Here is a 24,088-nt window from a genome sequence, read left to right as displayed (position 1 = left end):
TCGCGCGCCCAAGGATCGCAACGTTTTGGCGGATCGGCTAAAGCCTGCCCTCATCAAGTCGATAACCCGGCATCGATAGCAGTTGGCGATCCTGGTGATCGCCGCTCACCTTTTTCCACAGAAGGTTTTTATGTCTTCCACCAAAGCCCGCGCAGACTCACTTTCGCTTCTGCTGTTTACCTTGCGCAGCGGCAAGTTGATGGCGATCAACCTGCTCAAGGTCAGTGAAATCATCCCTTGCCCACCGCTGACCAAACTGCCGGAGTCGCACCCTCACGTACAGGGCATTGCCACCCTGCGCGGCGCCTCGTTGTCGGTGATCGACCTCAGCCGGGCGATTGGTGAGCGACCGCTGGAAGACCCCAACGGCGGCTGCCTGATCGTCACCGACATCAGCCGCTCCAAACAGGGCCTGCACGTCCAGGCGGTGAGCAAGATCGTCCATTGCCTGACCACCGACATCCGTCCACCGCCCTTCGGCTCCGGCGGTGTGCGCTCGTACATCACCGGCGTGACCTCGGTCGACGGTACGCTGGTGCAGGTGCTGGACATCGAAAAAGTCATCCATGGCATCGCTCCGGCGCAGATCGAAATGGCGCCGACCGAGCTGAGCATGGAAGACGCCGAAGTGCTGGGCAACGCCCGTATCCTGGTGGTCGACGACAGCCAGGTGGCCCTGCAGCAATCGGTGCACACCCTGCGCAACCTCGGCCTGCAATGCCACACCGCGCGCAGCGCCAAGGAGGCCATCGACTGCCTGCTGGACCTGCAAGGCACGGCGCAGCAGATCAACCTGATCGTCTCGGACATCGAAATGTCGGAGATGGACGGTTACGCCTTCACCCGTACGCTGCGCGAAACACCGGACTTCGCACACCTTTACGTGCTGCTGCACACCTCGCTGGACAGCGCGATGAACAGCGAAAAAGCGCGACTGGCCGGGGCCAATGCGGTGTTGACCAAGTTTTCCTCACCGGAACTGACCAAGTGCCTGATCGACGCGGCCAGGACCATCGCCGAACAGGGCCATTGAGGTGGCCGAGGCCTGGTGTTTGCTGATGCGGCGCAACCTCGCCGAGGCGCTGCCCGCGATCAACTGGCCCCAGGGCATCGATGTCCAGCCGTACCGCCCCGACCTCGCGCCAGGGGTTCATCGCCTGATGGAACTGGGTCATCGCCAGGGCGGCGGCCGCGTGCCGGCGCTGGAGGTCTGGCAGCAAAGGTTCAAGACCGACGCCGAATACGATCCGGCCTTGTGCTTCATTGCCCTGCAGGACGACACCATCGTCGGCGTTTGCCAGTGCTGGACCAGCGCCTACATCAAGAATCTGGTGGTACACCCGGACGTACAGGGCCGTGGATTGGGTCACGCCTTGCTGCTGCACGCGTTCCACGCGTTCGCGCAACGCCGTGAAGGGTATGCGGACTTGAAGGTGATGGAGGTCAACCTGCGGGCGCAGCGGTTGTATGAAAAGGCTGGAATGTATGTGGTCCGCAGGGAGCCTGTGCCCGCCTGACAGACCGCTTTCGTCGGAACCCCGCCGGGAACCGGCTCGCTTCCACCACGGTCTTCAGTCTTTACACATTCCCTGTGGGAGCGAGCCTGCTCGCGATGCGGTCAAACCAATCCATCAGGCATACTCGCCCCACCTGCCTCCAAGGATGCCCGCCCATGAAAGCCATCACCCTGACCTTGCTCTGCCTCAGTGCCCTCGCCAGCCAGGCCCACGCCTCCAGCGATGAAGCCTGGGCGGCCTATGACAAAGACGTCCTCGCCAAGTGCACCGCGGCCAGTGGCCTGAAGGATACGTGGCCCGTCGGCAAGGCCGCGCAGTTCGATGACCGGGTCGGCTACACCGCCGTACTGCTGCAGGGCCGCTACCCGCAAAAACACATGAAGGGCCAGCAGGGCACCGAGCTGTGCCTCTACAGCAAGAAAGACAAAACCGCCTACGTCACCGAATGGGACTCCATCCGCGTGCCCGCCAAATCCCGATGAATGGCGCATAACTTGCTTCGTCCGCCCCTTTGCGACGGCATTCTGTCGCCGTTCCGGGTCCCTGATAGCGATTTATCCCTCGATGAACACGACGTTTTCCTGCGTAGGCTGTGGCAAATGCTGCACTGACCATCACGTTCCCCTGACCCTGGCCGAAGCCCGCATGTGGGCGGCCGATGGCGGCCAGGTGATCGTGTTGGTCGAGGGTTTCCTGGGCAATGGCCTGGGCGTGGCAGCGCAGCAACGCGAACACGCCGAACGGCGCTCGGCGGCGGTGAACAGCGGCACGACCCAGGCCCACGTGGCGATCACGTTTGCCGCTTACAACGCCGGTCGCTGCCGAAATCTTGACGACGACAACCTCTGTCGCATCTACGAACGCCGGCCGCTGGTGTGCCGGATCTATCCGATGGAAATCAATCCACACATTCCACTCAACCCAGCCATCAAGGAATGCCCGCCCGAGTCCTGGGAAAAAGGCCCTGACCTGATCATCGGCGGTGAACTGGTCGATCAGGAACTGGCAGGCCTGATCCAGCGTTCCCGCCAGGCGGATCGCGATGAAATCCGCACCAAGGATGCCATCTGCGCCTCGCTGGGCATTCGCACGACGGCGCTCAAGGGCGACGGATTCACCGCCTACCTGCCGGACATGGGCGCGTTTGCCAGCGTCATCGAGCACGTGACGCAACAACCACTGCCGACAGACGGCAGTGAGTGGCAGTTCCACGTGTCGGGCGACGATATCGCCAGCCAGTTGCTGTCAGGCGGCGCCCGGGTGACCACCGAGCCCCCTTTGCAGTACACTTTCATCTCCCTGCGCGCGGCTTAGCGACGCCCGCGCCAGAATTCCTGCGCCAACCGCCGCAAGTCGCCCGCCAGCCCGGCGACGTCCGCAGAGTTCGCCTGGCTGCGCTGCCCTTCATTGACCGTGACCTCGCAGGCGCAGCGGATGCTGCTGATGTTGCGGTTGATGGCCTCGCTGACCGTGCTCTGTTCTTCCACCGCCGAAGCGATCTGCAGGTTCATTTCGCTGATTTGATTGACCCGCCGACTGATCCCGTCCAGCGCCTCGGCGGCGCGCCGGGCCTGTTCGACGCTGTTGTGCACCTGCTCGCTGCTTTGCTGCATCGCCAGCACGGCATCCCGCGTACCGTTTTGCAGGGTATTGATCATGCGCTCGATCTCGTTGGTCGATTGCTGGGTGCGCTGGGCCAGGCCGCGCACCTCGTCGGCCACCACGGCGAATCCGCGCCCGGCATCCCCGGCGCGAGCCGCCTCGATGGCGGCGTTGAGCGCCAGCAGATTGGTCTGCTCGGCGATGCTGCGGATCACTTCCAACACCCCGGTAATGTCGCTGCTGTGCCCTTCCAGCTGATGAATCACCTCGGTGGCGTGCGTCAGCTCATCGGCCAGGCGCAACACCGCCTGGCGGCTTTCACTCACCAACTGACGCCCTTCGAGGGTTTCGGTGCCCGCCAGATCGGCGGCCACCGCCGCCTGCTGCGCATGGCCGGCGACCTGGGCGACGCTGGTGGACATCTGGTCGATCGCCGCCGCCACATGATCGGTTTCGACCTGCTGATCCAGGGTGCTGCTGTGACTGCCCTGCAAGTGTTCGACCAGCTCCGCCGCGTGCCCGGCCAGGCGTTGCGAGGCATCACCAATGCGCCCCACCACCGCACCGATCTGTGCTTCGAGCATCTGCAGGGCAAACTCGATCTGGCCGAACTGATCCCGGCGACCGGTGTAGATGCCCTGGCTCAGCGGGTTATCGACAATCTGCGTGGCGCGCTCGGTCAACGTCGCCAGCGGGCGCAACAGGCGCCAGGTTCCGGCCGCCACCAGTGCACTGCCGGCGACCAGGGCCAACAACCCGACCTTCAACGATGAAGGGTTGAGCCACGCTTCAAGGCCCACGACGCCGGCCAGTATCGCGCTGAACAACAGCGTCAGTTTCAGTCCTGGGCTGAGCACGGGAAGGCGTTGCAGCAGGGGTATGCGCCCGGTGCGAAGCTGCGTATAGGCTTTTTCTGCGGCCTCGATCTGCTGCGCCGAGGGACGGGTGCGAACCGACTGGTACTCTACGGCCTGCCCGTTCTGCGTCATCGGTGTGGCGAAGGCGCTCACCCAATAATGATCGCCATTCTGGCAGCGGTTTTTCACCATCCCCATCCACGAACGGCCTCCCTTGAGGGTCTGCCACATGTGGGCGAACGCCGCCTGGGGCATGTCCGGATGCCGCAGCAAGTTGTGCGTCGCCCCCAGCAATTGCTCTCGGCTGTAGCCGCTGATCTTGATGAAGTCGTCGTTGGCGTAGGTGATCGCGCTGGTCAGATCAGTGGTCGAAAGGATGTTTGCATCAGCCGCAACGTCGACATGTCGGCCTGTCACCGGAAGGTTGATCTTCATGGAAAGCGCGCTCGTTGAAGGGAAGAGTCGGCAAAGCTGCTGACTCTAAGCGCACTGATTACACAAACCTTGATCTGGCTCAGGATATAAGCACTTAGCCATCACCGCGGTCGAGGACCGAGACGGATGGCCAGGGAACACGGGGGGATGAAAACTCAGCGCTTGCCCATCGAACGGCGGGTGCCGGGTGGCGCTGCACCAGGCACCTTGGTGTGGCCATTTTTGGCGCCGTTCTTGTACCACGGCTGGTTAGGCGATTTCGCGGCGGCCAGTTCACCCGGTTTGAACGGAAACTTGAACGCCGGGATCGCCGGTGGGGTTTCGCTGTCTGCGCTGGCGTCAGTGCTGGCAGTCAGGTCTGTCGGCTCGGTGCTCGCGGCGTCGGCAACCGGCGGTTGTGTCGGGGAAGTCATGGGTGCTCCGGGTGATGCGATAGAGTCGGGCCCGGTCAGCGAGCCGCGAAAGGCGCCAGTATATCCGGATAAGCAGGTGCAAGCCCAAACTGACAGCGCCGTCAGTTGACAGTCACCTTCCTGACCGGTGAACGGGTTTATAAAGAAGGTCATGATCGGATTGCTCCATCTGCAGGCGCGAGCGCGCTCCTGCAGGGTCACCATTAACCCCACAGCCCCGGCGCACCACTCGCATGCGAATTCAGAAAAAAACCGCCTTGATTGCAGGCCTGCTGATTGTCCTGGCCGCACTGGGCACCTGGTACCTGACCCGACCGGCCAAGGCAAAACTCGCCACCTCCAACGCGATTCCGGTACGGGTGGTGAGCGTCGCCGAAAAAGACGTGCCGCGCTATGTCAGCGGCATCGGCTCGGTACTGTCCCTGCACAGTGTGGTGGTGCGCCCGCAAATCGACGGTATCCTCACCAGAATCCTGGTCAAGGAAGGCCAATTGGTCAGCAAGGGCGACCTGCTGGCCACCATCGATGACCGTTCGATTCGCGCCAGCCTCGATCAGGCCCGCGCCCAACTCGGTGAAAGCCAGGCGCAACTGCAGGTGGCCCTGGTCAACCTCAAGCGCTACAAGCTGCTGAGCGTTGACGACGGCGTGTCCAAGCAGACTTACGACCAGCAGCAAGCGCTGGTCAACCAGCTCAAGGCCACGGCCCAGGGCAACCAGGCCTCGATTGACGCGGCGCAAGTACAGCTTTCCTACACGCAAATTCGCTCGCCAGTCAGCGGCCGCGTGGGTATTCGCACCGTGGACGAAGGCAACTTCCTGCGCATGACCGACACCCAAGGCCTGTTCACCGTGACCCAGATCGACCCGATCGCCGTGGAGTTCTCCCTGCCGCAACAGATGCTGCCAACCCTGCAAGGCCTGATCAGCGATCCGCAACACGCGCGGGTCAAGGCCTACATCGGCGCCGATACCGATGGAGAAACCGGCAACCTGCTTGGCGAGGGCCACCTGACCCTGATCGACAACCAGATCAACGCCAACACCGGGACCATCCGGGCCAAGGCCGAATTCGACAACGCCGGGCAGAAACTCTGGCCGGGCCTGCTGGTGACCGTAAAGATTCAGACCGCTCTCGACAGGAATGCGCTGGTGGTGCCACCCACCGTCGTACAACGCGGCCTCGATCAACCCTTCGTCTACCGGGTCCAGGGCGACAAGGTGGAAACGGTGCCGGTGCAGATGGTGTATCAAGGCAGTGGGCAGAACATCATCAAGGGCGTGAACCCGGGTGACGTGCTGGTCAGCGACGGCCAGTCGCGCCTCAAGCCCGGCTCCACCGTGCAAGTGCTGACCGAGCCACCGCAAGTGGTGCAATCGGAGACCGCACCGTGAAGGGCCACGGATCGATATCCGCCTGGTGCATCGACCACCCGGTGGCGACGGTGCTGTTGACCTTCGCTTTGGTGCTCCTGGGGGCCATCGCCTTCCCGCGCCTGCCGGTGGCGCCATTGCCCGAAGCGGAGTTCCCGACCATCCAGGTCGCCGCGCAACTGCCCGGCGCCAGCCCGGAAACCATGGCCTCGTCGGTGGCCACACCGCTCGAAGTGCAATTCAGCGCCATTCCCGGCGTGACGCAGATGACCTCGAGCAGCGCCCTGGGCTCGACCAACCTGACCCTGCAATTCACCCTCGACAAGAGCATCGACACCGCCGCCCAGGAAGTCCAGGCCGCGATCAACACCGCCGCCGGCAAGCTGCCCAAGGACATGCCCAACCTGCCGACCTGGCGCAAGGTCAACCCGGCCGACAGTCCGGTGCTGATCCTCAGCGTCAACTCATCGCTGATGCCCGGCCCCGAACTCAGCGACCTGACCGAAACCCTGCTGTCGCGCCAGATCAGCCAGATCGACGGTGTCGGCCAGGTCGCCATCACCGGCCAGCAGCGCCCGGCCATCCGCGTTCAGGTGTCGGCGGACAAACTCGCCGCCATCGGCCTCACGCTGGCGGACATCCGCCTGGCGATCCAGCAGACCAGCCTCAACCTGGCCAAGGGCGCACTCTACGGCGAATCGAGCATTTCGACCCTGTCCACCAACGACCAGCTGTTCCATCCCGATGACTACAGCCAGTTGATCGTGTCCTACAAGGATGGCGCACCGGTGCATCTGCGGGACGTGGCCAAGGTCGTCAACGGCTCGGAAGATGCCTACGTCCAGGCCTGGGCGGGCAGCCAACCGGGGGTCAACCTGGTGATCTTCCGCCAGCCAGGGGCCAACATCGTCGAAACCGTGGACCGCATCCAGGCCGCGCTGCCGGAGCTGGAAGCGATGCTGCCGGCTTCGGTGCAGGTCAAGACACTGATCGACCGCACCCAGACCATCCGCGCCTCGCTGCATGAAGTGGAAATCACCTTGCTGATCGCCGTCCTGCTGGTGGTGGCGGTGATGGCGCTGTTCCTGCGCCAGCTGTCGGCGACCCTGATTGTTTCGGCCGTGCTGGGCGTGTCGCTGATCGCCAGTTTCGCCCTGATGTACGTCATGGGTTTCAGCCTGAACAACCTGACGCTGGTAGCGATCGTGGTGGCCGTGGGGTTTGTGGTCGACGACGCGATTGTGGTGGTGGAGAACATTCACCGTCACCTTGAGGCCGGTGACGGCATGCGCGAGGCGGCGATCAAGGGGGCCGGGGAAATCGGTTTCACCGTGGTCTCCATCAGTTTCTCGCTGGTCGCGGCGTTCATTCCGCTGCTGTTCATGGGGGGCGTGGTCGGGCGTCTGTTCAAGGAATTCGCCCTGACCGCCACCTCGACCATCCTGATTTCGGTGGTGGTGTCACTGACCCTGGCGCCGACCCTGGCCGCGCTGTTCATGCGCGCCCCGGCGCACCACCCCGACGGCAAGAAGGGTTTTGGCGAACGCCTGCTGGACCTCTACGAGAAAGGCTTGCGCCGGGCCCTCGCCCATCAGAAATGGATGCTCGGTATCTTCGGCCTGTCGGTGGCGCTGGCGGTGGGCGGCTACATCTTCATTCCCAAGGGCTTCTTCCCGGTGCAAGACACCGGTTTCGTCCTCGGCACCACGGAAGCGGCCGCAGACATTTCCTACGGCGACATGGTGAAAAAACACCTGGCCATGGCCGAGATCGTCGCAGCCGATCCGGCGGTCGAAACCTTTTCGCACTCGGTCGGGGTCTCGGGCAGCAACCAGACCATCGCCAACGGTCGCTTCTGGATCACCCTGAAGAAACGCAGTGAGCGCGATGTGTCCGCCAGTGAATTCATCGATCGGATTCGCCCGCAACTGATGAAGGTCCCGGGGATCGTCCTGTACCTGCGCGCCGGCCAGGACATCAACCTCAGTTCCGGCCCGAGCCGGGCCCAGTATCAATACGTGCTCAAGAGCAACGATGGGGCGGTACTGAGCACCTGGACCCAGCGCCTGACGGAAAAACTGCGCAGCATCCCGGCGTTCCGCGACGTGTCCAACGACTTGCAACTGGGCGGCAGCATCACCCACATCAGCATTGACCGCAGCGCGGCGGCGCGCTTCGGCCTGACCGCCAGCGATGTCGACGAAGCACTGTATGACGCCTTCGGCCAACGCCAGATCAACGAATTCCAGACCCAGGTCAACCAGTACAACGTGATCCTGGAGCTGGACACCCGGCAGCGCGGCAAGGCGGAAAGCCTGAACTACTTCTACCTGCGCTCACCGCTGAGTGGCGAGATGGTGCCGCTGTCGGCGCTGGCCCGCTTCGATGCGCCGACCATCGGCCCGTTGTCGATTGCCCATGACGGCATGTTCCCGGCCGCCAACCTGTCCTTCAACCTGGCGCCCGGCGTGGCACTGGGCGATGCCGTGATCCTGCTCAACCAGGCCAAGGCCGACATCGGCATGCCGGTGGCGATCAGCGGCAACTTCCAGGGCGCGGCCCAGGCGTTCCAGAGTTCGCTCGCCAGCCAGCCGTGGCTGATCCTCGCGGCGCTGGTGGCGGTGTACATCATTCTCGGCGTGCTCTACGAGAGTTTCGTGCACCCGCTGACCATCATCTCGACGCTGCCGGCGGCGGGGCTCGGCGCAGTGATCATGCTGTGGATCTGCGGCCAGGACTTTTCGATCATGGCGCTGATCGGCCTGGTGTTGCTGATCGGCATCGTCAAGAAAAACGGCATCCTGATGATCGACTTCGCCCTGGAAGCGCAACGCAAGGGTGGCCTGCCGCCCGAAGAGGCGATCTTCCAGGCGTGCATCACACGATTCCGACCGATCATCATGACCACCCTCGCCGCCCTGCTTGGCGCCCTGCCCCTGATGCTCGGCTATGGCACCGGCGCCGAGTTGCGCCAACCGCTGGGGATCGCGGTGGTCGGTGGCTTGCTGGTCAGCCAGGTGCTGACGTTGTTTACCACGCCGGTCATATACTTATGGCTTGAACGGCTGTTTCATAGACCCAAGCCTGCGCCCATGGCGGCGCTGGCGACCACAGACTGAGGCGGGGTCATGCGTGTCCTGATTATCGAAGACGAAGAAAAAACCGCAGACTATCTGCACCGTGGCCTGACCGAACAGGGTTACACCGTGGACCTGGCACGCGATGGCGTGGAAGGTCTGCACCTGGCCCTGGAAAGCGACTACGCGGTGATCGTCCTCGACGTGATGTTGCCAGGCCTCGACGGCTTTGGCGTCTTGCGCGCGTTGCGGGCTCGCAAACAGACGCCGGTGATCATGCTCACCGCACGCGAACGGGTGGAAGACCGCATCAAGGGCCTGCGCGACGGTGCCGACGATTACCTGGGCAAACCGTTTTCCTTTCTCGAACTGGTGGCGCGCCTGCAAGCCCTGACCCGGCGCAGCGGCGGTCATGAGCCGGTGCAGGTGAGCATCGCCGACCTGTGGATCGACCTGATCAGCCGCAAGGCGACCCGCGCCGGCACGCGCCTGGACCTGACCGCCAAGGAGTTCTCGCTGCTCAGCGTGCTGGCCCGCCGACAAGGGGAAATCCTCTCGAAAACGGCGATTGCGGAAATGGTCTGGGACATCAATTTCGACAGCGATGCCAACGTCGTCGAAGTCGCGATCAAACGCCTGCGCGCCAAGATCGACGGGCCGTTCGACGAGAAACTGCTGCACACGATCCGAGGCATGGGTTATGTGCTGGAGAGCCGTGGTGTTTAGCAACTCCATCGCCTTGCGCCTGAGCGGCATGTTCACGCTGGTGGCGCTCCTGGTGTTCCTGCTGATTGGCGGGGCCCTGTACCAGCAGGTCGACAAGGGCCTGGGCCTGTTGCCCGAAGCCGAACTGGACGCGCGCTACAGCGTGCTGGAATCCACCGTCGGCCGCTACGGCACGCCGGAGCACTGGGCGAAGATCAACAACAAGCTCAAGCTGCTGGGCGAAGAAGACAAGCGCATCAGTTTCTGGATCATCAGCGGTGATCCCCGCTACGAATATGGCCACTTGACGCCGCAGATCCGCGCCTTCGCCGAAGGGCCGCTGGGCATGCGTGACTTGCAGCTGCCCGACCAGCCCTACCCGCTCAAAGTGCTGGTCAGCCAGTTCCCGGCCAAGGACCAGCGCCCGCCGCTTCGCTTCATGATCGGCGTCGACACCGAAACGTTTTCCCAGACCCAGCATCATTTGCTGGTGGCCCTGATCAGCCTGGCGATCGTCGGCGTGCTGCTGGCCTCGGCGCTGGGTTACTGGGTGGCGCGGATCGGCCTCAAGCCGCTGATCAAGTTGTCCGACGAAGCCCAGCGCCTGGCGCCGCCGTTGCGTTCCGGGCGCTTGCGCCTGTCGTCGCTGCCGCCGGAGCTCGATCAGTTCGTCAATTCGTTCAACTCCACGCTGGAACGGGTCGAGCAAGCGTACTCGCGGCTGGAGTCGTTCAACGCCGACGTCGCCCACGAACTGCGCTCGCCGCTGACCAACCTGATCGGCCAGACCCAAGTGGCACTGACCCGCGGACGCTCGGCGGAACACTATTTCGAAGTGCTGCAATCGAACCTCGAAGAGCTTGAGCGCCTGCGGTCGATCATCAACGACATGCTGTTTCTCGCCAGCGCCGACCAGGGCAGCAAGGCCACCAAACTGACCAGCACCTCACTGGCGGACGAGGTGGCGACGACTCTGGAGTACCTGGATTTCATCCTCGAGGACGCGCAGGTTCAGGTGCAGGTCAGGGGCGATGCACAAGTGCAAATAGAGATTGCGCACTTGCGCCGGGCGCTGATCAACCTGCTCAGCAACGCGGTGCAGCACACCGAACCCGGTCAGGTGATCGAGGTCCGGATCGAGGTCGGGGAACATCAGGTCAGCATCGGCGTGGCCAACCCTGGATCACCGATTGCCAGCGAACACCTGCCTCGGTTGTTCGAGCGCTTTTACCGCGTCGACGCGTCTCGCAGCAACAGCGGCAACAACCACGGATTGGGGCTGGCGATCGTCAAGGCAATCGCATTGATGCACGGCGGCGATGTGTTCGTGCGCAGCGATCACGGCATGAATACGTTCGGTATTCACCTCCCCGTCTGAGCCCTCCGCCTCTTTGACTATTGCCTTTCGTGCAACAGTCATTTCATTAATCCGCTCTTTTTCCCCTCTCCAAAGCCCCTTATCTTTGCCCGCACCAAACAGCACTTGCCAAGCAAGAAGGTTTTAAAGATGTCCAACAGTATGGGTATTGCCAGCGCTTTCGTTTTGTCTTCCCTGTTCGCCTCGCCGTTCGTCATGGCGGAAGAGTCGCAGACGTTCGCTGCGCACAACGCCGCACGCGCTGCGGCCTTCGAGGAATATCAGAGCGAAATGACGGCCAAGGCCGCAGACGCCGCGCAAACCCCTCAGGCATCGACTGTCCAGGCCCAGCCACGGGTCGGGAAAGACAGCTGATCGCTGCTACCGCCTTGTTTCCCTCGACACTTTTCCCCGGCTCTTCCCGTTGAAAAGTTGTCTTCAAAGCCGCTGCCTTCAGCGGCTTTTTTTTGGCGTTTATTGCAGCTGACGCAATTAAATCCTGTCGGAGCTCGCTCGAATGCTCGCGGTGGGCAGGGATGGGGCTACGCTTACTTTGTCATCCCCGCAGACTTCAGCCCCATGACCGTACGCCGTCCCTCCAATCCTTCAGGCACTACCGGACGGCCCGAGATCCTGGCGATGCTCGGCAGCTGCCTGACGGTCATTGCCATCATAGCCATCGTGACCTTCCTGCTGATTCGCGAACACGCCGGCACCCAGCAGGCGGCCACCCGCGGTGCGACCACGATTGCACAACTGATCGACGCCGATGTCCTGCGCACGGTCGAACTCTACGACCTGACCCTGCAAGGACTGATTGCCGCCTCGCAACGGGACGACCTGAAGCAGGTTTCGCCGCAGATCCGCCATCTGGCATTGTTCGACCGCTCCACCACGGCACGCTTCAAGGGTGACATCCTGTTGCTGGACGCCCATGGCAAGGTGTTGGCCGACTCGTCGCGAATCGACCCCCTCCCCGCCAATTTCGCCGATCGCGATGACTTCCTCGCGCATGCCACCCACCCTGACAGCGGCATGTTCATCAGCAAGCCGTTCAAGTCACGCTGCGAGTGCGAAGACAATGGCAGGTGGCGGATCAGCTTCAGCCGGCGCATCTCCTCGTCCAGCGGTGAGTTTCTCGGTGTCGCCACGGCCTCGATGCGCCTGGGTTATTTCGATCAGCTGTTCAAGAGCCTCGACATCGGCGAGGGGGGCATCCTGTCCATCATCAGCGACGACGGCGTCCTGCTGGCGCAGAAGCCTCACCTGGAAACCGACCCGATCGGCAGAAGCTTCGCCGATCGCCCCAACGTGCAGCGCATCCTGCGTGAGCGCAACGGCAGCTTCGACAGCACCTCCAGCATCGATCAACAGCAACGCCTGTACACCTTTTCCAGGGTCGGCAACCTGCCACTGACGGTCATCGTCGCGCTATCCGGCAACGATGTATTCGCCGCCTGGAAACGCACGGCACTGGTGATCAGCGGCGCCACGGGCGTGTTGTGCATTGGCCTGCTCTGGCTCACCGGTCTGCTCTGCCGGGAACTGCGCTTGCGCCACCTTGCCGAGCAGGAACTGGCGCAACTGGCCGCCACCGATGCCCTGACCGGCGTCGCCAACCGCCGTATGCTCGACCAGACCCTGCGCCACGAATGGTTTCGTGCCCAGCGCTCGGGCAAGCCCCTGTCGCTGCTGATGATCGACGCCGACCACTTCAAGGCGTTCAACGACCAACATGGCCACCAGGCCGGCGATGATGCACTGCGCGTGCTGGCCAAGGTGATCGGCGAGAATGTACGGCGACCGGCGGACCTGGTCGCCCGCTATGGCGGGGAGGAGTTTTCGGTGGTACTGGCGGAAACCGACAGCGCGGGCGCGCACCAGATCGCCGAACACATTCGCCAGGCCGTGGAGCTACTGCCGTTCGAGGCGGGAGTCGCGGCGCCCGTCACGGTCAGCATCGGGATCAGTACCTGGACCACGGCCACCAATGGCAGCCTGGAGCAGCTGTTGTTCGCGGCAGACAAGGCGCTGTACAAAGCCAAGGACAGCGGGCGCAATCGGGTGGTGGTCGGGCTTTGAAAGCGTCGATGTGACGACGGGCCCTTCGCGAGCAGGCTCGCGCCCACCGTTGACCGAGTGCCCCTGCTCGCGAAGGGGCCGGGCAGCCAACCACGAATCTGCAGGCATAAAAAAAGGCCACCCGAAGGCAGCCTTTAAAAAACTAGAGAGGTTTTTTACTTACACCGCCGCAACAGGGCGCATGTAAGAGATTGGTGCGGTGCTGGCGTCTTCGAACGTCACGACTTCCCAGGCATCTGTCTGCTCAATCAACTTGCGCAGCAGCTGGTTGTTCAGTGCATGGCCGGACTTGAAGCCCTTGAACTCACCAATCAGGCTATTGCCCAGCAGGTAGAGGTCACCAATTGCATCGAGGATCTTGTGCTTCACGAATTCGTCTTCGTAGCGAAGACCGTCTTCGTTCAGTACACCATCCGCGTCGACCACGATCGCGTTTTCCACGCTGCCGCCGAGTGCGAGGTTGTGCTTGCGCAGGTACTCGATGTCACTCATGAAACCAAAGGTGCGGGCGCGGCTGACTTCTTTTACGAACGAAGTGCTGGAAAAATCCACGCTTGCACTTTGTGTGCGGTCACGGAAAACCGGGTGATCGAAATCGATCTCGAAACTCACCTTGAAACCTTCGAAAGGGACGAAAGTGGCGCGCTTGTCGCCGTCTTCCACTGTCACTTCCCGCAGGATGCGGATGAATTTCTTGGCAGCGTCCTGTTCTTCCAGGCCAGCCGATTGAATCAGAAATACGAAGGGTCCAGCGCTACCATCCATGATCGGGACTTCGGACGCGGAGAGCTCGACGTAGGCGTTATCGATGCCCAGGCCAGCCATGGCCGAGAGCAAGTGCTCAACCGTATCCACTTTCACGTCACCGTTGACCAGCGTCGTCGACATGGTTGTCTCGCCGACGTTGGCTGCACGAGCCGGGATCTCGACCACGGGATCGAGGTCGGCACGGCGAAAGACGATGCCGGTGTCGATCGGTGCAGGCTTGAGGGTCAGGTAGACCTTCTCGCCGGAGTGCAGACCAACACCTGTGGCACGGATAATATTTTTCAGTGTGCGTTGTTTAATCATGGCTTGGGCCGCTTCAGCGCAAATTGCGAACTGGTATCAACAAAGGCTGGCGATGATAGCAGACCACGCCTTTGCTGAACACCAATCACCTTCATAGCCCTGATACATTCCATCAATCGGCCTGACGACGCAGGAATGCCGGGATGTCCAGGTAGTCCAGATCATCCTGCGGATTCATCTTCGCGGCAGTCGCAGCACCGGCCTGGGCCTGGTTGCGCATGACGGTCGGACGGTCCAGGTCACGGTAGTTCACCGCAGGCGCTTCCTGACGAGCGGGGGCCGCTGCTTGCGGTTGCGATGCCAGGGAAGTGTGAACGGTGTTGTCGATGACCTTCACAGGCTTCTCGATTTTCGCGCCCAGACCGGTGGCCACCACGGTCACGTGCAGCTCATCGCGCATGTCCGGATCGATCACGGTACCGACCTTGACCATGGCGTGCTCGGAAGCGAAGGCTTCGATGATGCTACCCACGTCGGAGTACTCACCCAGGGACAGGTCAGGACCGGCGGTAATGTTCACCAGGATGCCGCGTGCACCTTGCAGGTTCACGTCTTCGAGCAACGGGTTGCGAATGGCCGCTTCAGTGGCCTCGCGTGCACGGTTCGGACCGCTGGCACAGCCAGTGCCCATCATCGCCATGCCCATTTCGCTCATCACGGTACGCACGTCGGCAAAGTCGACGTTGATCATGCCCGGACGCTTGATGATGTCGGAGATACCGCGAACGGCACCGGCCAGTACATCGTCAGCCTTGGCGAAAGCCGACAGCAGGCTTGCGTCCTTGCCCAGGATGGTCAGCAGCTTCTCGTTGGGAATGGTGATCAACGAGTCGACGCTTTCGGACAGCAGACGAATGCCTTCGTCGGCCAGTTGCATACGCTTGCGGCCTTCGAACGGGAACGGACGGGTCACCACCGCAACGGTGAGAATCCCCATTTCCTTGGCCACTTCGGCAATGATCGGCGCAGCACCGGTACCGGTACCACCGCCCATGCCCGTGGTGATGAACACCATGTTGGTGCCCTGCAGGACTTCGGCAATGCGCTCACGGTCTTCGAGAGCGGCCTGACGCCCCACTTCTGGATTGGCACCCGCGCCCAGACCTTTGGTCACGCCGGTACCCAGTTGCAGGATGGTCCGCGCGCTGATGCTTTTCAGCGCCTGGGCATCAGTGTTGGCGCAGATGAACTCAACGCCTTCAATGTTGCTCTTGACCATATGATTGACGGCGTTGCCGCCACCTCCGCCAACACCGATGACCTTGATGACCGGGCTTGCGGGGACGTTGTCTACGAGTTCGAACATTTTCCCTCTCCTTTACGTTCTCTAGTTTTTCTCGCCTACTGCTTTTACTGCGTGACGCTGTTGCTGCTTGCTCTTGCCGCTTCAGGCCGGTGGCCTGAGGCGCCTTTAAAAGTTGCCTTGTACCCAGCTCTTGATGCGATCGAGCAGGGCACCCTTGGGCTCTTCGTTGCTGTAGCTGTCGCGGCTGCCGATGCCCGAGAACGAAATCCCGTCGGACTGCTTCTGCAGGCCGTACATCAACAGGCCGACGCCCGTGGAATAGATCGGGTTGCGCACCACGTCATCCAGGCCTTTCACGCCATGGGGCACGCCCAGGCGCACCGGCATGTGGAAGATTTCCTCGGCCAGCTCGGTGGCGCCTTCCATTTTCGACGTTCCGCCGGTCAGCACGATGCCTGCCGGGATCAGGTCTTCGTAGCCGCTGCGACGCAGCTCGGCCTGGATCAGCGTGAACAGCTCGTCGTAACGCGGCTCGACCACTTCGGCCAGGGCCTGGCGGGACAGCTCGCGCGGCGGACGGTCGCCCACGCTTGGCACCTTGATGGTTTCACCGGCGCCGGCCAGCTTGGCCAGGGCGCAGGCATAGCGGATCTTGATTTCTTCGGCGTACTGGGTCGGGGTGCGCAACGCCATCGCGATGTCGTTGGTCACCTGATCGCCGGCAATCGGGATCACTGCGGTATGGCGGATCGCGCCTTCGGTGAAGATCGCGATGTCCGTGGTGCCACCGCCAATGTCCACCAGGCACACGCCCAGTTCTTTCTCGTCGTCGGTCAGTACCGAGTACGCGGACGCCAGTTGCTCGAGAATGATGTCGTCGATTTCCAGGCCGCAGCGACGCACGCATTTTTCAATGTTCTGTGCCGCGTTGACCGCGCAGGTGACCACGTGGACCTTGGCTTCCAGGCGCACGCCGGACATGCCCAGGGGCTCGCGGACGCCTTCCTGGTTATCGATCACGTAATCCTGCGGCAGTGTGTGCAGCACGCGCTGGTCCGCCGGAATCGCCACGGCCTGGGCGGCGTCGAGCACGCGCTCGAGGTCGGCGGAGCTGACTTCGCGATCACGAATGGCGACGATGCCATGGGAGTTCAGGCTGCGGATGTGGTTGCCGGCCACGCCAACGAACGCCGAATGGATCCGGCAACCGGCCATCAGCTGCGCTTCTTCGATGGCGCGCTGGATCGACTGCACGGTGGACTCGATGTTCACCACCACGCCTTTCTTCAGGCCGCGGGACGGATGAGTGCCGATCCCGACGATTTCCAGCGTGCCGTCGTCCGCGACCTCACCGACCAGCGCCACCACCTTGGAGGTGCCGATATCGAGACCGACGATCATTTTGCCGCTTTGCACGTTTGCCATGGGTCCTGCCTCTCTTAATTCTTCGCGACAGCGGGTTCGGCTGTCGTAGGCGCTACCGGTTCCCGCCAGCCGACGGCAAGGCCGTTGGCGTAGCGCAGATCGATACTCGCGATGTTCGTAATCTGTTCTTTAAGCGTCTTGTCGTAGATGGCAATGAAGCGGCGCATCTTTTCCACCTGGTTGCCACGGCCCAACAGCAGTTCGATCCCCGGGCCCGAACTGCCGGCACCGGTGGTCAGGAACCAGCTGCCCCGTTCACGCAACTCCAGGCGCGCAATCGAGAAGCCCAGCGGCCTGAGCATCTGGCTCAGCACCTGGTATTGCTGCATTACTTGCTGCTGGGCCCGCTGTGGGCCGAACAGCTGTGGCAGGTGTTCGTAGTTCGCCAGTTCACGCGGGGTGAACGCCTGTCCCTGGTTGTTCAACAGCGATTCATCGCCCCAACGGGCCACCGGCAATTGCTCTTCCAGGCGAATCACCACTTGATCCGGCCACACCCGACGCACCTCGGCGTGGGCGATCCAGGGCATCTGTTCCAGCTCGGTGCGCATGCTCGCCAGGTCGATGGTGAAGAAGCTAGAGGCCACGTAGGGGGCGATCCGCTGCTGCACCGCTTGCTGGCTGATGTAACTCAGGTCGCCCTGCACCGCGACCTTGGTGATCGGCCGGTCGGCGTACGGCAACAGACGCTGCGCACCTTCATAAGTACCGAAGCCCAGCCCCACCAGCAGCACCGGCCAGAACAGGGCCTTGAGAAAGCCGAAATTGGCTTTCGGCAGGCGCGCGGACATCGGCTCCTTGGCCACCATTCGGCTGGCACCCCGTGGCACCGGCTTGCGGCCGGGTGCGGGTGGGGGCTGATGTCTGAGCTGAGCGCCTCGCATGGTCTTACCCTCGCGGCTCTTCGTTGCTGGCAATGCTTGCCGCCAGGATGGTCAGAACCAGTTGCTGGAAATCCAGGCCGGCGGCACGGGCCGCCATCGGCACCAGGCTGTGATCGGTCATGCCCGGTGCGGTGTTGACTTCAAGGAACCAGAACTGGCCGTCCGCATCCTGCATCACGTCTGCCCTGCCCCAACCGGCGATACCCAGCGCCTCACAGGCTTTCGCCGTGAGGTCCATCAGTTCCTTTTCCTTGGTGCTGTCCAGCCCGCACGGAATCCGATACTGGGTATCGTTGGCGATGTACTTGGCGTCGTAGTCGTAGAAACTGTGCGTCGTCCCCAGGGCAATCGGTGGCAACACCTGGTCACGCAGCGTGGCGATGGTGAACTCCGGACCTTGAATCCATTGCTCGACCAACACTTGCGAATCGTAGGTACTGGCCGCTTTCCAGGCGTCGATCAATTCGGACGCGGAGCTCACTTTGGCCATACCGATACTTGAACCTTCATGAGCCGGTTTGACGATCAAAGGAAAGCCCAGTTCCGTCGCCGCCGAAATACAATCGGCCTCGCAACGCAGTACGGCGTGGCGCGGCGTCGGAATGCCGAGGCTGTGCCAGACCTGCTTGGTACGCAGCTTGTCCATGGCCAGGGCCGACGCGAGGATGCCACTGCCGGTGTACGGAATGCCCAGGCATTCCAGCAGGCCCTGCATGCTGCCGTCTTCACCGCCACGACCGTGGAGGATGATGAAGGCGCGGTCGATTTTTTCGCTCTGCAGACGCTGCAAAAGATCGTCACCGACGTCGAGGCCGAACGCATCCACGCCCGCGCTTTGCAGCGCCTGGAGAACGGCATTGCCCGACTTCAGGGACACCTCACGCTCGGCACTCTTGCCGCCGAACAGCACGGCGACGCGGCCGAAATCCTTCGGCGCGATCGTGGAGACGAGGTTGGCGTAGGCAGCAGTCATTTCAACTTCCCCTCGACCGATGCCGCCACGGCACCGGTGAACAACGGACTCTTCAACAAGCTGGGGGCAAGCCCCCCCACATCACCGGCACCCTGGCACAGCAGGATGTCGCCGGCACGCAACAGCGGCTTGACCACTGGCGCAAGGTCGACACCGCGCTCGATATAGATCGGGTCGAGCTGGCCGCGTTGCCGGATGCTGTTGCACAGCTTGCGGCTGTCAGCCCCCGGGATCGGCTCTTCGCCCGCCGGGTACACTTCCATCAGCAGCAGCACGTTGGCGTCGGCCAGGACATTGACGAAATCGTCGTACAGGTCGCGCGTACGGCTGTAGCGGTGCGGCTGGTAGACCATCACCAGTCGGCGCTCCGGCCAGCCACCGCGAACGGCCTTGATCACCGCCGCGACTTCGGTCGGGTGGTGACCGTAATCGTCCACCAGCATCACGTTGCCGCCTTCGACCGGCAGTTCGCCGTAGACCTGGAAGCGGCGACCGACACCCTGGAACCCGGACAGGCCCTGGACGATGGCTTCATCGCTGACGCCTTCGTCGGTGGCGATGCAAATGGTCGCCAGTGCGTTCAGCACGTTGTGGTTGCCCGGCATGTTCACCGAGACGTCCAACGGCTCGCGATCCGGGCGCAGTACCGTGAAGAAGGTCTGCATGCCCTGCTGGCGCACATTGATCGCACGCACGTCGCAGTCATCGCCGAAGCCGTAGGTCACTGCCGGACGCTTGACCTGCGGCAGGATTTCACGCACCACGGGATCGTCCAGGCACACCACGGCCAGACCGTAGAACGGCAGGTTGTGCAGGAATTCGACGAAGGTTTTCTTCAGTTTGTTGAAGTCGCCGTCGTAGGTCGCCATGTGGTCGGCGTCGATGTTGGTGACCACGGCCACCAGCGGCTGCAGGTGCAGGAAACTGGCGTCGCTTTCATCGGCCTCGGCGATCAGGTAGCGGCTGGTGCCCAGTTGGGCGTTGGTGCCCGCGGCGTTCAGGCGGCCACCGATGACGAAGGTCGGGTCCAGGCCACCGGCGGCAAACACCGAGGCGATCAGGCTGGTGGTGGTGGTTTTGCCGTGGGTACCGGCGACGGCGATGCCGTGGCGATAACGCATCAGCTCGGCGAGCATTTCGGCACGCGGCACCACGGGAATGCGCCGCTCCAGTGCGGTGGCGACTTCCGGGTTGGAGGTGTTCACGGCACTCGAGACCACCAGCACGTCAGCGGCGGCGGCGTTTTCGGCGCGGTGGCCGATGTAGATCTGGGCGCCGAAGGATTCCAGGCGCTCGGTCACCGGCGAAGCTTTCAGGTCGGAACCGGACACTTGATAGCCCAGGTTCAGCAACACTTCGGCGATACCGCACATGCCCACGCCGCCGATCCCGACGAAGTGGATACGGCGGATGCGGCGCATCTCCGGTTGTGGCATGGCTTTCTGATTCTCAACCATGGGCCACCTCCAGGCAGGTATCGACCACATTGCGCGTGGCATCGGGTTTGGCCAGGCGACGTGCTGCGGTCGCCATGTCGGTGAGTCGTTGTGGCTGCATCAAAACCTCTGTCAGGCGTGCGGCAAGATCCGCTGCGCCAGTCGTTCTTTGCGGCATCAGGAAGGCAGCGCCTTCACGGGCCAAATAATCGGCGTTGCGGGTCTGGTGATCGTCGATCGCGTGGGGCAAGGGCACCAGCATCGAGGGCAGACCGGCGGCGGCCAGTTCACTGATGGTCAATGCGCCTGCGCGGCACACCACCAGGTCGGCCCAGCCATAGGCTTGGGCCATGTCTTTGATGAAAGGCTGCACTTGCGCCTCGACGCCAGCCGCGCGATAGCGCTCTGCAGTCACTTCATCGTGGTTTTTGCCGGCCTGATGGAACACGTCCGGGCGCAGGTCGGGAGCGACTTGCGCCAGGGCTTCAGGCAGCAACTTGTTCAACGGCTCTGCGCCCAGGCTTCCGCCCAGGATCAGCAAACGCGCCTTGCGACCTGCCAGGGCAGGTCGCTGTGTATCGAGGAACAGCTCCGGGCGCACCGGATTACCGGTGGTCCGTCGGCTGTCCGACAGGGTAAAGGTGTCGGGGAACGCTTCACAGACTCGGGCGGCCAACGGCACCAGCAACCGATTGGCGGTACCGGCCACGGCGTTCTGTTCGTGAACGATCACCGGCACACCGGCCAGTTTGGCCGCGACACCACCGGGACCGGTCACATAACCGCCAAAGCCGACCACGCACACCGGTCGTAACCGGCGAATGATCGTGCGCGCCTGCCAGATCGACTTGAGCAACATCAACGGCGCCTTGAGCAGGGACAACTTGCCCTTGCCGCGCAGACCGCTGGCATTGATGCGATGCAGTTCGATGCCGGCCATCGGCACCAGATCGTTTTCGATGCCGCGCGGTGTCCCGAGCCAGTGCACGGTGTAGCCGCGCACCTGGAACTCACGGGCACAGGCCAGCGCCGGGAACACATGGCCCCCGGTGCCGCCCGCCATGATCAGCACGTTAGCGCCCATGGCTCGGCTCCTCGGCGAAGTCGCTCTCATGGAACTCCATCTCTTCGCTGCCCAAGTGGGTTCGACTCTCCCACTCGATGCGCAGCAACAAGCCCAGACAGGCGCAGCAGATCACCAGCGAACTGCCGCCATAACTGAGGAACGGCAAGGTCAGGCCCTTGGTCGGCAGCAGGCCGACGTTCACACCGATGTTGATCAGGAACTGACCAATCCACAGGAACGACAGGCCATAAGCGATGTAGGCGGCGAAGAACTGCTTGGCCTTCTCGGCCCAGTAGCCGATGTACATGCCGCGGACACAGACGAACACGAACAGCGCCACGGTGCACAGGGAGCCGACGGCGCCCAGCTCTTCGGCCAGGACCGAGAACACGAAGTCGGTATGCGCTTCCGGCAGGTAGAACTGTTTCTGCACGCTGTTGCCCAGGCCGACCCCCAGCCACTCCCCGCGACCAAACGCGATCAAGGCCTGGGACAATTGATAGCCGGCACCGAACTGGTCGGCCCACGGGTCGGCAAAGTTGGTCAGGCGCGCCATTCGATAAGGCTGCACCTGGATCAGCAACACCACCGCCGCGACGGCCAGGACCACCATCAGCGAGAAACGGAACAGCCCGACGCCACCGAGGAACAACATAGCCGCCGCCGCCCCCATCATCACGACGGTGGCGCCGAAGTCCGGCTCCATCAGCAGCAGGCCGGCCATCGGCAGCAGCACGATGAACGGCTTGAAGAAGCCCATCCAGCTCTCGCGCACTTCTTTCTGGCGACGCACCAGATAACCGGCGAGGTAGATCACCACGAACACCTTGGCGATCTCGGAAGGCTGCACGTTGAAAAAGCTGAAGCCGATCCAGCGCATCGAGCCGTTCACTTCACGGCCGATCCCCGGGATGATCACCATCACCAGCAAACCGAAGGCACCAATGAGCATCATCCAGCCCAGGCGTTGCCAGGTGGCGATCGGAATCATCATGGTGACCACGCAGGCCCCCAGGCCCAGCGCCACGTAAATCAGGTGGCGGATCATGTAGTACAGGGCGCTGCCCGATTGCACCGCCGCCACTTCGGTCGAGGCCGAGGCAATCATGACCAGCCCGAGCCCAAGCAACGCCAGGCAACCGGCGAGCATCGGGAAATCGAGGTCGATACCGCGCCCGGTGATGATCGGCGAAGGGTACGGCTTGATGATGTTCAGCAGACTCATGCCAGATCCTCCACGGCTTGGACGAACTGGTGACCACGGTCTTCGTAATTCTTGAACATGTCGAAACTGGCACAGGCCGGCGACAGCAACACGGCGTCGCCCGGTTGCGCCACGGCGCGGCACTGCGCCACGGCTTCGAGCAGCGAGTCGACCCGAATCTGCTGCACCGCCTCGCCGATGGCCGCGCCAATCTTGTCGCTGTCGCGGCCCATCAAAATGACGGCGCGGCAGTTCGCGGCCACCGGGTCGCGCAGGTCCTTGAACTCGGCACCCTTGCCGTCGCCACCGGCGATCAATACCAGCTTGCCGTCGATGTCTGCACCCAGGCCCTCGATGGCCGCCAGTGCGGCACCCACGTTGGTGGCCTTGGAATCGTTGTAGTAGCTCACGCCGTCCAGGTCACGCACCCACTGGCAACGATGCTCGAGGCCGGCGAAGGTGCGCAGGCTCGAGAGCATGGCGTCGAATGGCAGGCCGACCGCATGCCCCAGGGCCAGGGCTGCCAGAGCGTTGGACTGGTTGTGGGCACCGCGAATCTTCAATTCGCGCACTGGCATCAGGTTCTGGAATTCGAAGGCCAGGTATTTCTCGCCGTTCTCTTCGCGGATACCGAAAGCCTTGAAATCGGGTTTGCCCAGCCCGAAGGTCCAGCACGGCTGGCCTTCACCCATCAACGGGCGGCTCAAGGCGTCCTGACGGTTGACCACGAACTGCCGGGCGCCACGGAAGATCCGGTGCTTGGCCAGGTGATAGGCCGGCAGACCGCTGTAGCGGTCCATGTGGTCTTCGCTGATGTTGAGCACGGTCGCCACTTCGGCGTTGAGCTGGTCGGTGGTTTCCAGCTGGAAACTCGACAGCTCCATCACGTACAGCTCGATGTCATCGTTCAGCAGGTCCAGCGCCGGGGTGCCCAGGTTGCCGCCGACGGCGACACGCTTGCCTGCGGCAGCGGCCATCTCGCCGACCAGGGTGGTCACGGTGCTTTTCGCATTGGAGCCGCTGATGGCCACGATCGGCGCCTTCGCGTTACGCGCGAACAGCTCGATGTCGCCGGACAACTTCACGCCACGGGCGGCAGCGGCCTGCAGGGCCGGGGTCGCCAGCGCCAGGCCGGGACTCACGTAGAGCTCGTCGGCACGGCACAGGAATTCCACGTCCAGCTCGCCACAACGCACTTCCACGTGCGGATAGTCACGCTTGAGCGTGGCCAGTTCCGGTGGATTTTCCCGCGTATCGGCGACGGCAAACGACGTGCCCCGGTTCGCCAGGAAGCGAACCAGGGACATGCCGCTCTTGCCGAGGCCGACAACGATGCGGAAGTGGTCAGAAGCGATCAGGGACACT

Annotated in this window: 21 protein-coding genes and 1 pseudogene; 10 read left to right on the top strand and 12 right to left on the bottom strand. The window is 62.8% G+C overall.

What is annotated here, in order from left to right:
* The first annotated feature begins 130 nt into the window (after positions 1–130).
* The 4 genes from IB249_RS12735 to IB249_RS12720 all read left to right on the top strand — a co-directional run bounded on the left by IB249_RS12735 (position 131) and on the right by IB249_RS12720 (position 2,831).
* Entirely contained in the window at positions 131–1,033 is a 903-nt protein-coding gene (locus tag IB249_RS12735) for a chemotaxis protein CheV (protein WP_192305139.1), read from the top strand.
* Between the two features lie 25 nt (positions 1,034–1,058).
* A complete protein-coding gene (locus tag IB249_RS12730) occupies positions 1,059–1,517 on the top strand; it encodes a GNAT family N-acetyltransferase (protein ID WP_192305137.1) in 459 nt (152 codons plus the stop codon).
* A 155-nt stretch (positions 1,518–1,672) separates the two neighbouring features.
* Positions 1,673–1,999 carry a hypothetical protein gene (locus IB249_RS12725; protein ID WP_192305135.1) on the top strand — a complete coding sequence of 109 codons (327 nt, stop codon included), beginning with the start codon at positions 1,673–1,675 and terminating at the stop codon, positions 1,997–1,999.
* An 82-nt stretch (positions 2,000–2,081) separates the two neighbouring features.
* A complete protein-coding gene (locus IB249_RS12720) occupies positions 2,082–2,831 on the top strand; it encodes a YkgJ family cysteine cluster protein (protein WP_192305133.1) in 750 nt (249 codons plus the stop codon).
* On the opposite strand, the gene IB249_RS12715 is transcribed toward IB249_RS12720, so the two are convergent.
* From IB249_RS12715 to IB249_RS12710, 3 genes and pseudogenes are all read right to left on the bottom strand, one after another.
* The gene (locus IB249_RS12715) at positions 2,828–3,919 is read right to left on the bottom strand and encodes a methyl-accepting chemotaxis protein (protein ID WP_412548007.1); all 1,092 of its coding nucleotides are present in this window, start codon (positions 3,917–3,919) and stop codon (positions 2,828–2,830) included. The two genes, IB249_RS12720 and IB249_RS12715, sit on opposite strands and share 4 nt — an antisense overlap.
* Positions 3,920–4,129: 210 nt before the next feature.
* Positions 4,130–4,411, bottom strand: a pseudogene (locus tag IB249_RS30155) (PAS domain-containing protein); the annotation flags it as partial.
* A 155-nt stretch (positions 4,412–4,566) separates the two neighbouring features.
* A complete protein-coding gene (locus IB249_RS12710; RefSeq protein ID WP_192305129.1) occupies positions 4,567–4,824 on the bottom strand; it encodes a hypothetical protein in 258 nt (85 codons plus the stop codon).
* Between the two features lie 233 nt (positions 4,825–5,057).
* Here IB249_RS12710 and IB249_RS12705 point away from each other — a divergent pair, with 233 nt between their 5' ends.
* The 6 genes from IB249_RS12705 (at position 5,058) to IB249_RS12680 (ending at position 13,418) form a co-directional block, all read left to right on the top strand.
* Positions 5,058–6,218, top strand: a complete 1,161-nt coding sequence (locus IB249_RS12705; RefSeq protein WP_192305127.1) for an efflux RND transporter periplasmic adaptor subunit — start codon at positions 5,058–5,060, stop codon at positions 6,216–6,218.
* Positions 6,215–9,316: a multidrug efflux RND transporter permease subunit gene (locus IB249_RS12700; protein WP_192305125.1), complete on the top strand. Its 3,102-nt coding sequence runs from the start codon at positions 6,215–6,217 to the stop codon at positions 9,314–9,316. The genes IB249_RS12705 and IB249_RS12700 overlap by 4 nt, the downstream gene beginning before the upstream one ends.
* A gap of 9 nt (positions 9,317–9,325) precedes the next feature.
* Positions 9,326–10,000, top strand: coding sequence for a heavy metal response regulator transcription factor (locus IB249_RS12695; RefSeq protein WP_192305123.1), 675 nt, complete (start codon positions 9,326–9,328; stop codon positions 9,998–10,000).
* Positions 9,993–11,357 carry a heavy metal sensor histidine kinase gene (locus IB249_RS12690; protein ID WP_192305121.1) on the top strand — a complete coding sequence of 455 codons (1,365 nt, stop codon included), beginning with the start codon at positions 9,993–9,995 and terminating at the stop codon, positions 11,355–11,357. The genes IB249_RS12695 and IB249_RS12690 overlap by 8 nt, the downstream gene beginning before the upstream one ends.
* A 129-nt stretch (positions 11,358–11,486) precedes the next feature.
* Positions 11,487–11,711, top strand: a complete 225-nt coding sequence (locus tag IB249_RS12685; protein ID WP_192305119.1) for a hypothetical protein — start codon at positions 11,487–11,489, stop codon at positions 11,709–11,711.
* A 204-nt stretch (positions 11,712–11,915) separates the two neighbouring features.
* Positions 11,916–13,418 (top strand): sensor domain-containing diguanylate cyclase, encoded by a 1,503-nt coding sequence (locus tag IB249_RS12680; protein ID WP_192305117.1) that lies wholly within the window; start codon positions 11,916–11,918, stop codon positions 13,416–13,418.
* Positions 13,419–13,577: 159 nt separating this feature from the next.
* Here the strand turns inward: IB249_RS12680 and lpxC are convergent, their stop codons facing one another.
* The 9 genes from lpxC to murD form a co-directional block, all read right to left on the bottom strand.
* A complete protein-coding gene (lpxC, locus tag IB249_RS12675) occupies positions 13,578–14,489 on the bottom strand; it encodes a UDP-3-O-acyl-N-acetylglucosamine deacetylase (protein ID WP_027619572.1) in 912 nt (303 codons plus the stop codon).
* A gap of 112 nt (positions 14,490–14,601) precedes the next feature.
* Positions 14,602–15,795 (bottom strand): cell division protein FtsZ, encoded by a 1,194-nt coding sequence (ftsZ, locus tag IB249_RS12670; protein ID WP_192305115.1) that lies wholly within the window; start codon positions 15,793–15,795, stop codon positions 14,602–14,604.
* Positions 15,796–15,900: 105 nt separating this feature from the next.
* Positions 15,901–17,160 carry a cell division protein FtsA gene (gene ftsA / locus IB249_RS12665; RefSeq protein ID WP_047532946.1) on the bottom strand — a complete coding sequence of 420 codons (1,260 nt, stop codon included), beginning with the start codon at positions 17,158–17,160 and terminating at the stop codon, positions 15,901–15,903.
* A 14-nt stretch (positions 17,161–17,174) separates the two neighbouring features.
* Positions 17,175–18,044, bottom strand: a complete 870-nt coding sequence (locus IB249_RS12660) for a cell division protein FtsQ/DivIB (RefSeq protein ID WP_192305113.1) — start codon at positions 18,042–18,044, stop codon at positions 17,175–17,177.
* Positions 18,045–18,048: 4 nt separating this feature from the next.
* On the bottom strand, positions 18,049–19,017 hold the full coding sequence (locus tag IB249_RS12655; RefSeq protein WP_192305111.1) for a D-alanine--D-alanine ligase: 969 nt from the start codon (positions 19,015–19,017) through the stop codon (positions 18,049–18,051).
* Positions 19,014–20,474 (bottom strand): UDP-N-acetylmuramate--L-alanine ligase, encoded by a 1,461-nt coding sequence (gene murC, locus IB249_RS12650; RefSeq protein ID WP_192305109.1) that lies wholly within the window; start codon positions 20,472–20,474, stop codon positions 19,014–19,016. The genes IB249_RS12655 and murC overlap by 4 nt, the downstream gene beginning before the upstream one ends.
* Positions 20,467–21,537 carry an undecaprenyldiphospho-muramoylpentapeptide beta-N-acetylglucosaminyltransferase gene (gene murG, locus IB249_RS12645; RefSeq protein ID WP_192305107.1) on the bottom strand — a complete coding sequence of 357 codons (1,071 nt, stop codon included), beginning with the start codon at positions 21,535–21,537 and terminating at the stop codon, positions 20,467–20,469. The genes murC and murG overlap by 8 nt, the downstream gene beginning before the upstream one ends.
* On the bottom strand, positions 21,527–22,744 hold the full coding sequence (gene ftsW / locus IB249_RS12640; RefSeq protein WP_412548003.1) for a putative lipid II flippase FtsW: 1,218 nt from the start codon (positions 22,742–22,744) through the stop codon (positions 21,527–21,529). Before ftsW ends, murG begins: the two co-directional genes overlap by 11 nt.
* Positions 22,741–24,087: a UDP-N-acetylmuramoyl-L-alanine--D-glutamate ligase gene (murD, locus tag IB249_RS12635; protein ID WP_192305105.1), complete on the bottom strand. Its 1,347-nt coding sequence runs from the start codon at positions 24,085–24,087 to the stop codon at positions 22,741–22,743. The genes ftsW and murD overlap by 4 nt, the downstream gene beginning before the upstream one ends.
* Between the last annotated feature and the right edge of the window lies 1 nt (position 24,088).

It is taken from the genome of Pseudomonas sp. PDM04 (assembly GCF_014851765.1).
Taxonomy (GTDB): domain Bacteria; phylum Pseudomonadota; class Gammaproteobacteria; order Pseudomonadales; family Pseudomonadaceae; genus Aquipseudomonas.
The sequence above is the reverse complement of the archived record's forward strand: the minus strand, read 5'-3'. Positions and strand labels throughout refer to the sequence as shown.

Coding starts and splice junctions, on each gene's coding strand:
- IB249_RS12735 (WP_192305139.1), top strand. CDS start 131: ATGTCTTCCACCAAAGCCCGCGCAGACTCACTTTCGCTTCTGCTGTTT.
- IB249_RS12730 (WP_192305137.1), top strand. CDS start 1,059: ATGCGGCGCAACCTCGCCGAGGCGCTGCCCGCGATCAACTGGCCCCAG.
- IB249_RS12725 (WP_192305135.1), top strand. CDS start 1,673: ATGAAAGCCATCACCCTGACCTTGCTCTGCCTCAGTGCCCTCGCCAGC.
- IB249_RS12720 (WP_192305133.1), top strand. CDS start 2,082: ATGAACACGACGTTTTCCTGCGTAGGCTGTGGCAAATGCTGCACTGAC.
- IB249_RS12710 (WP_192305129.1), bottom strand. CDS start 4,824: ATGACTTCCCCGACACAACCGCCGGTTGCCGACGCCGCGAGCACCGAG.
- IB249_RS12705 (WP_192305127.1), top strand. CDS start 5,058: ATGCGAATTCAGAAAAAAACCGCCTTGATTGCAGGCCTGCTGATTGTC.
- IB249_RS12695 (WP_192305123.1), top strand. CDS start 9,326: ATGCGTGTCCTGATTATCGAAGACGAAGAAAAAACCGCAGACTATCTG.
- IB249_RS12685 (WP_192305119.1), top strand. CDS start 11,487: ATGTCCAACAGTATGGGTATTGCCAGCGCTTTCGTTTTGTCTTCCCTG.
- IB249_RS12680 (WP_192305117.1), top strand. CDS start 11,916: ATGACCGTACGCCGTCCCTCCAATCCTTCAGGCACTACCGGACGGCCC.
- lpxC (WP_027619572.1), bottom strand. CDS start 14,489: ATGATTAAACAACGCACACTGAAAAATATTATCCGTGCCACAGGTGTT.
- ftsZ (WP_192305115.1), bottom strand. CDS start 15,795: ATGTTCGAACTCGTAGACAACGTCCCCGCAAGCCCGGTCATCAAGGTC.
- ftsA (WP_047532946.1), bottom strand. CDS start 17,160: ATGGCAAACGTGCAAAGCGGCAAAATGATCGTCGGTCTCGATATCGGC.
- IB249_RS12660 (WP_192305113.1), bottom strand. CDS start 18,044: ATGCGAGGCGCTCAGCTCAGACATCAGCCCCCACCCGCACCCGGCCGC.
- IB249_RS12655 (WP_192305111.1), bottom strand. CDS start 19,017: ATGACTGCTGCCTACGCCAACCTCGTCTCCACGATCGCGCCGAAGGAT.
- murC (WP_192305109.1), bottom strand. CDS start 20,474: ATGGTTGAGAATCAGAAAGCCATGCCACAACCGGAGATGCGCCGCATC.
- murG (WP_192305107.1), bottom strand. CDS start 21,537: ATGGGCGCTAACGTGCTGATCATGGCGGGCGGCACCGGGGGCCATGTG.
- ftsW (WP_412548003.1), bottom strand. CDS start 22,744: ATGAGTCTGCTGAACATCATCAAGCCGTACCCTTCGCCGATCATCACC.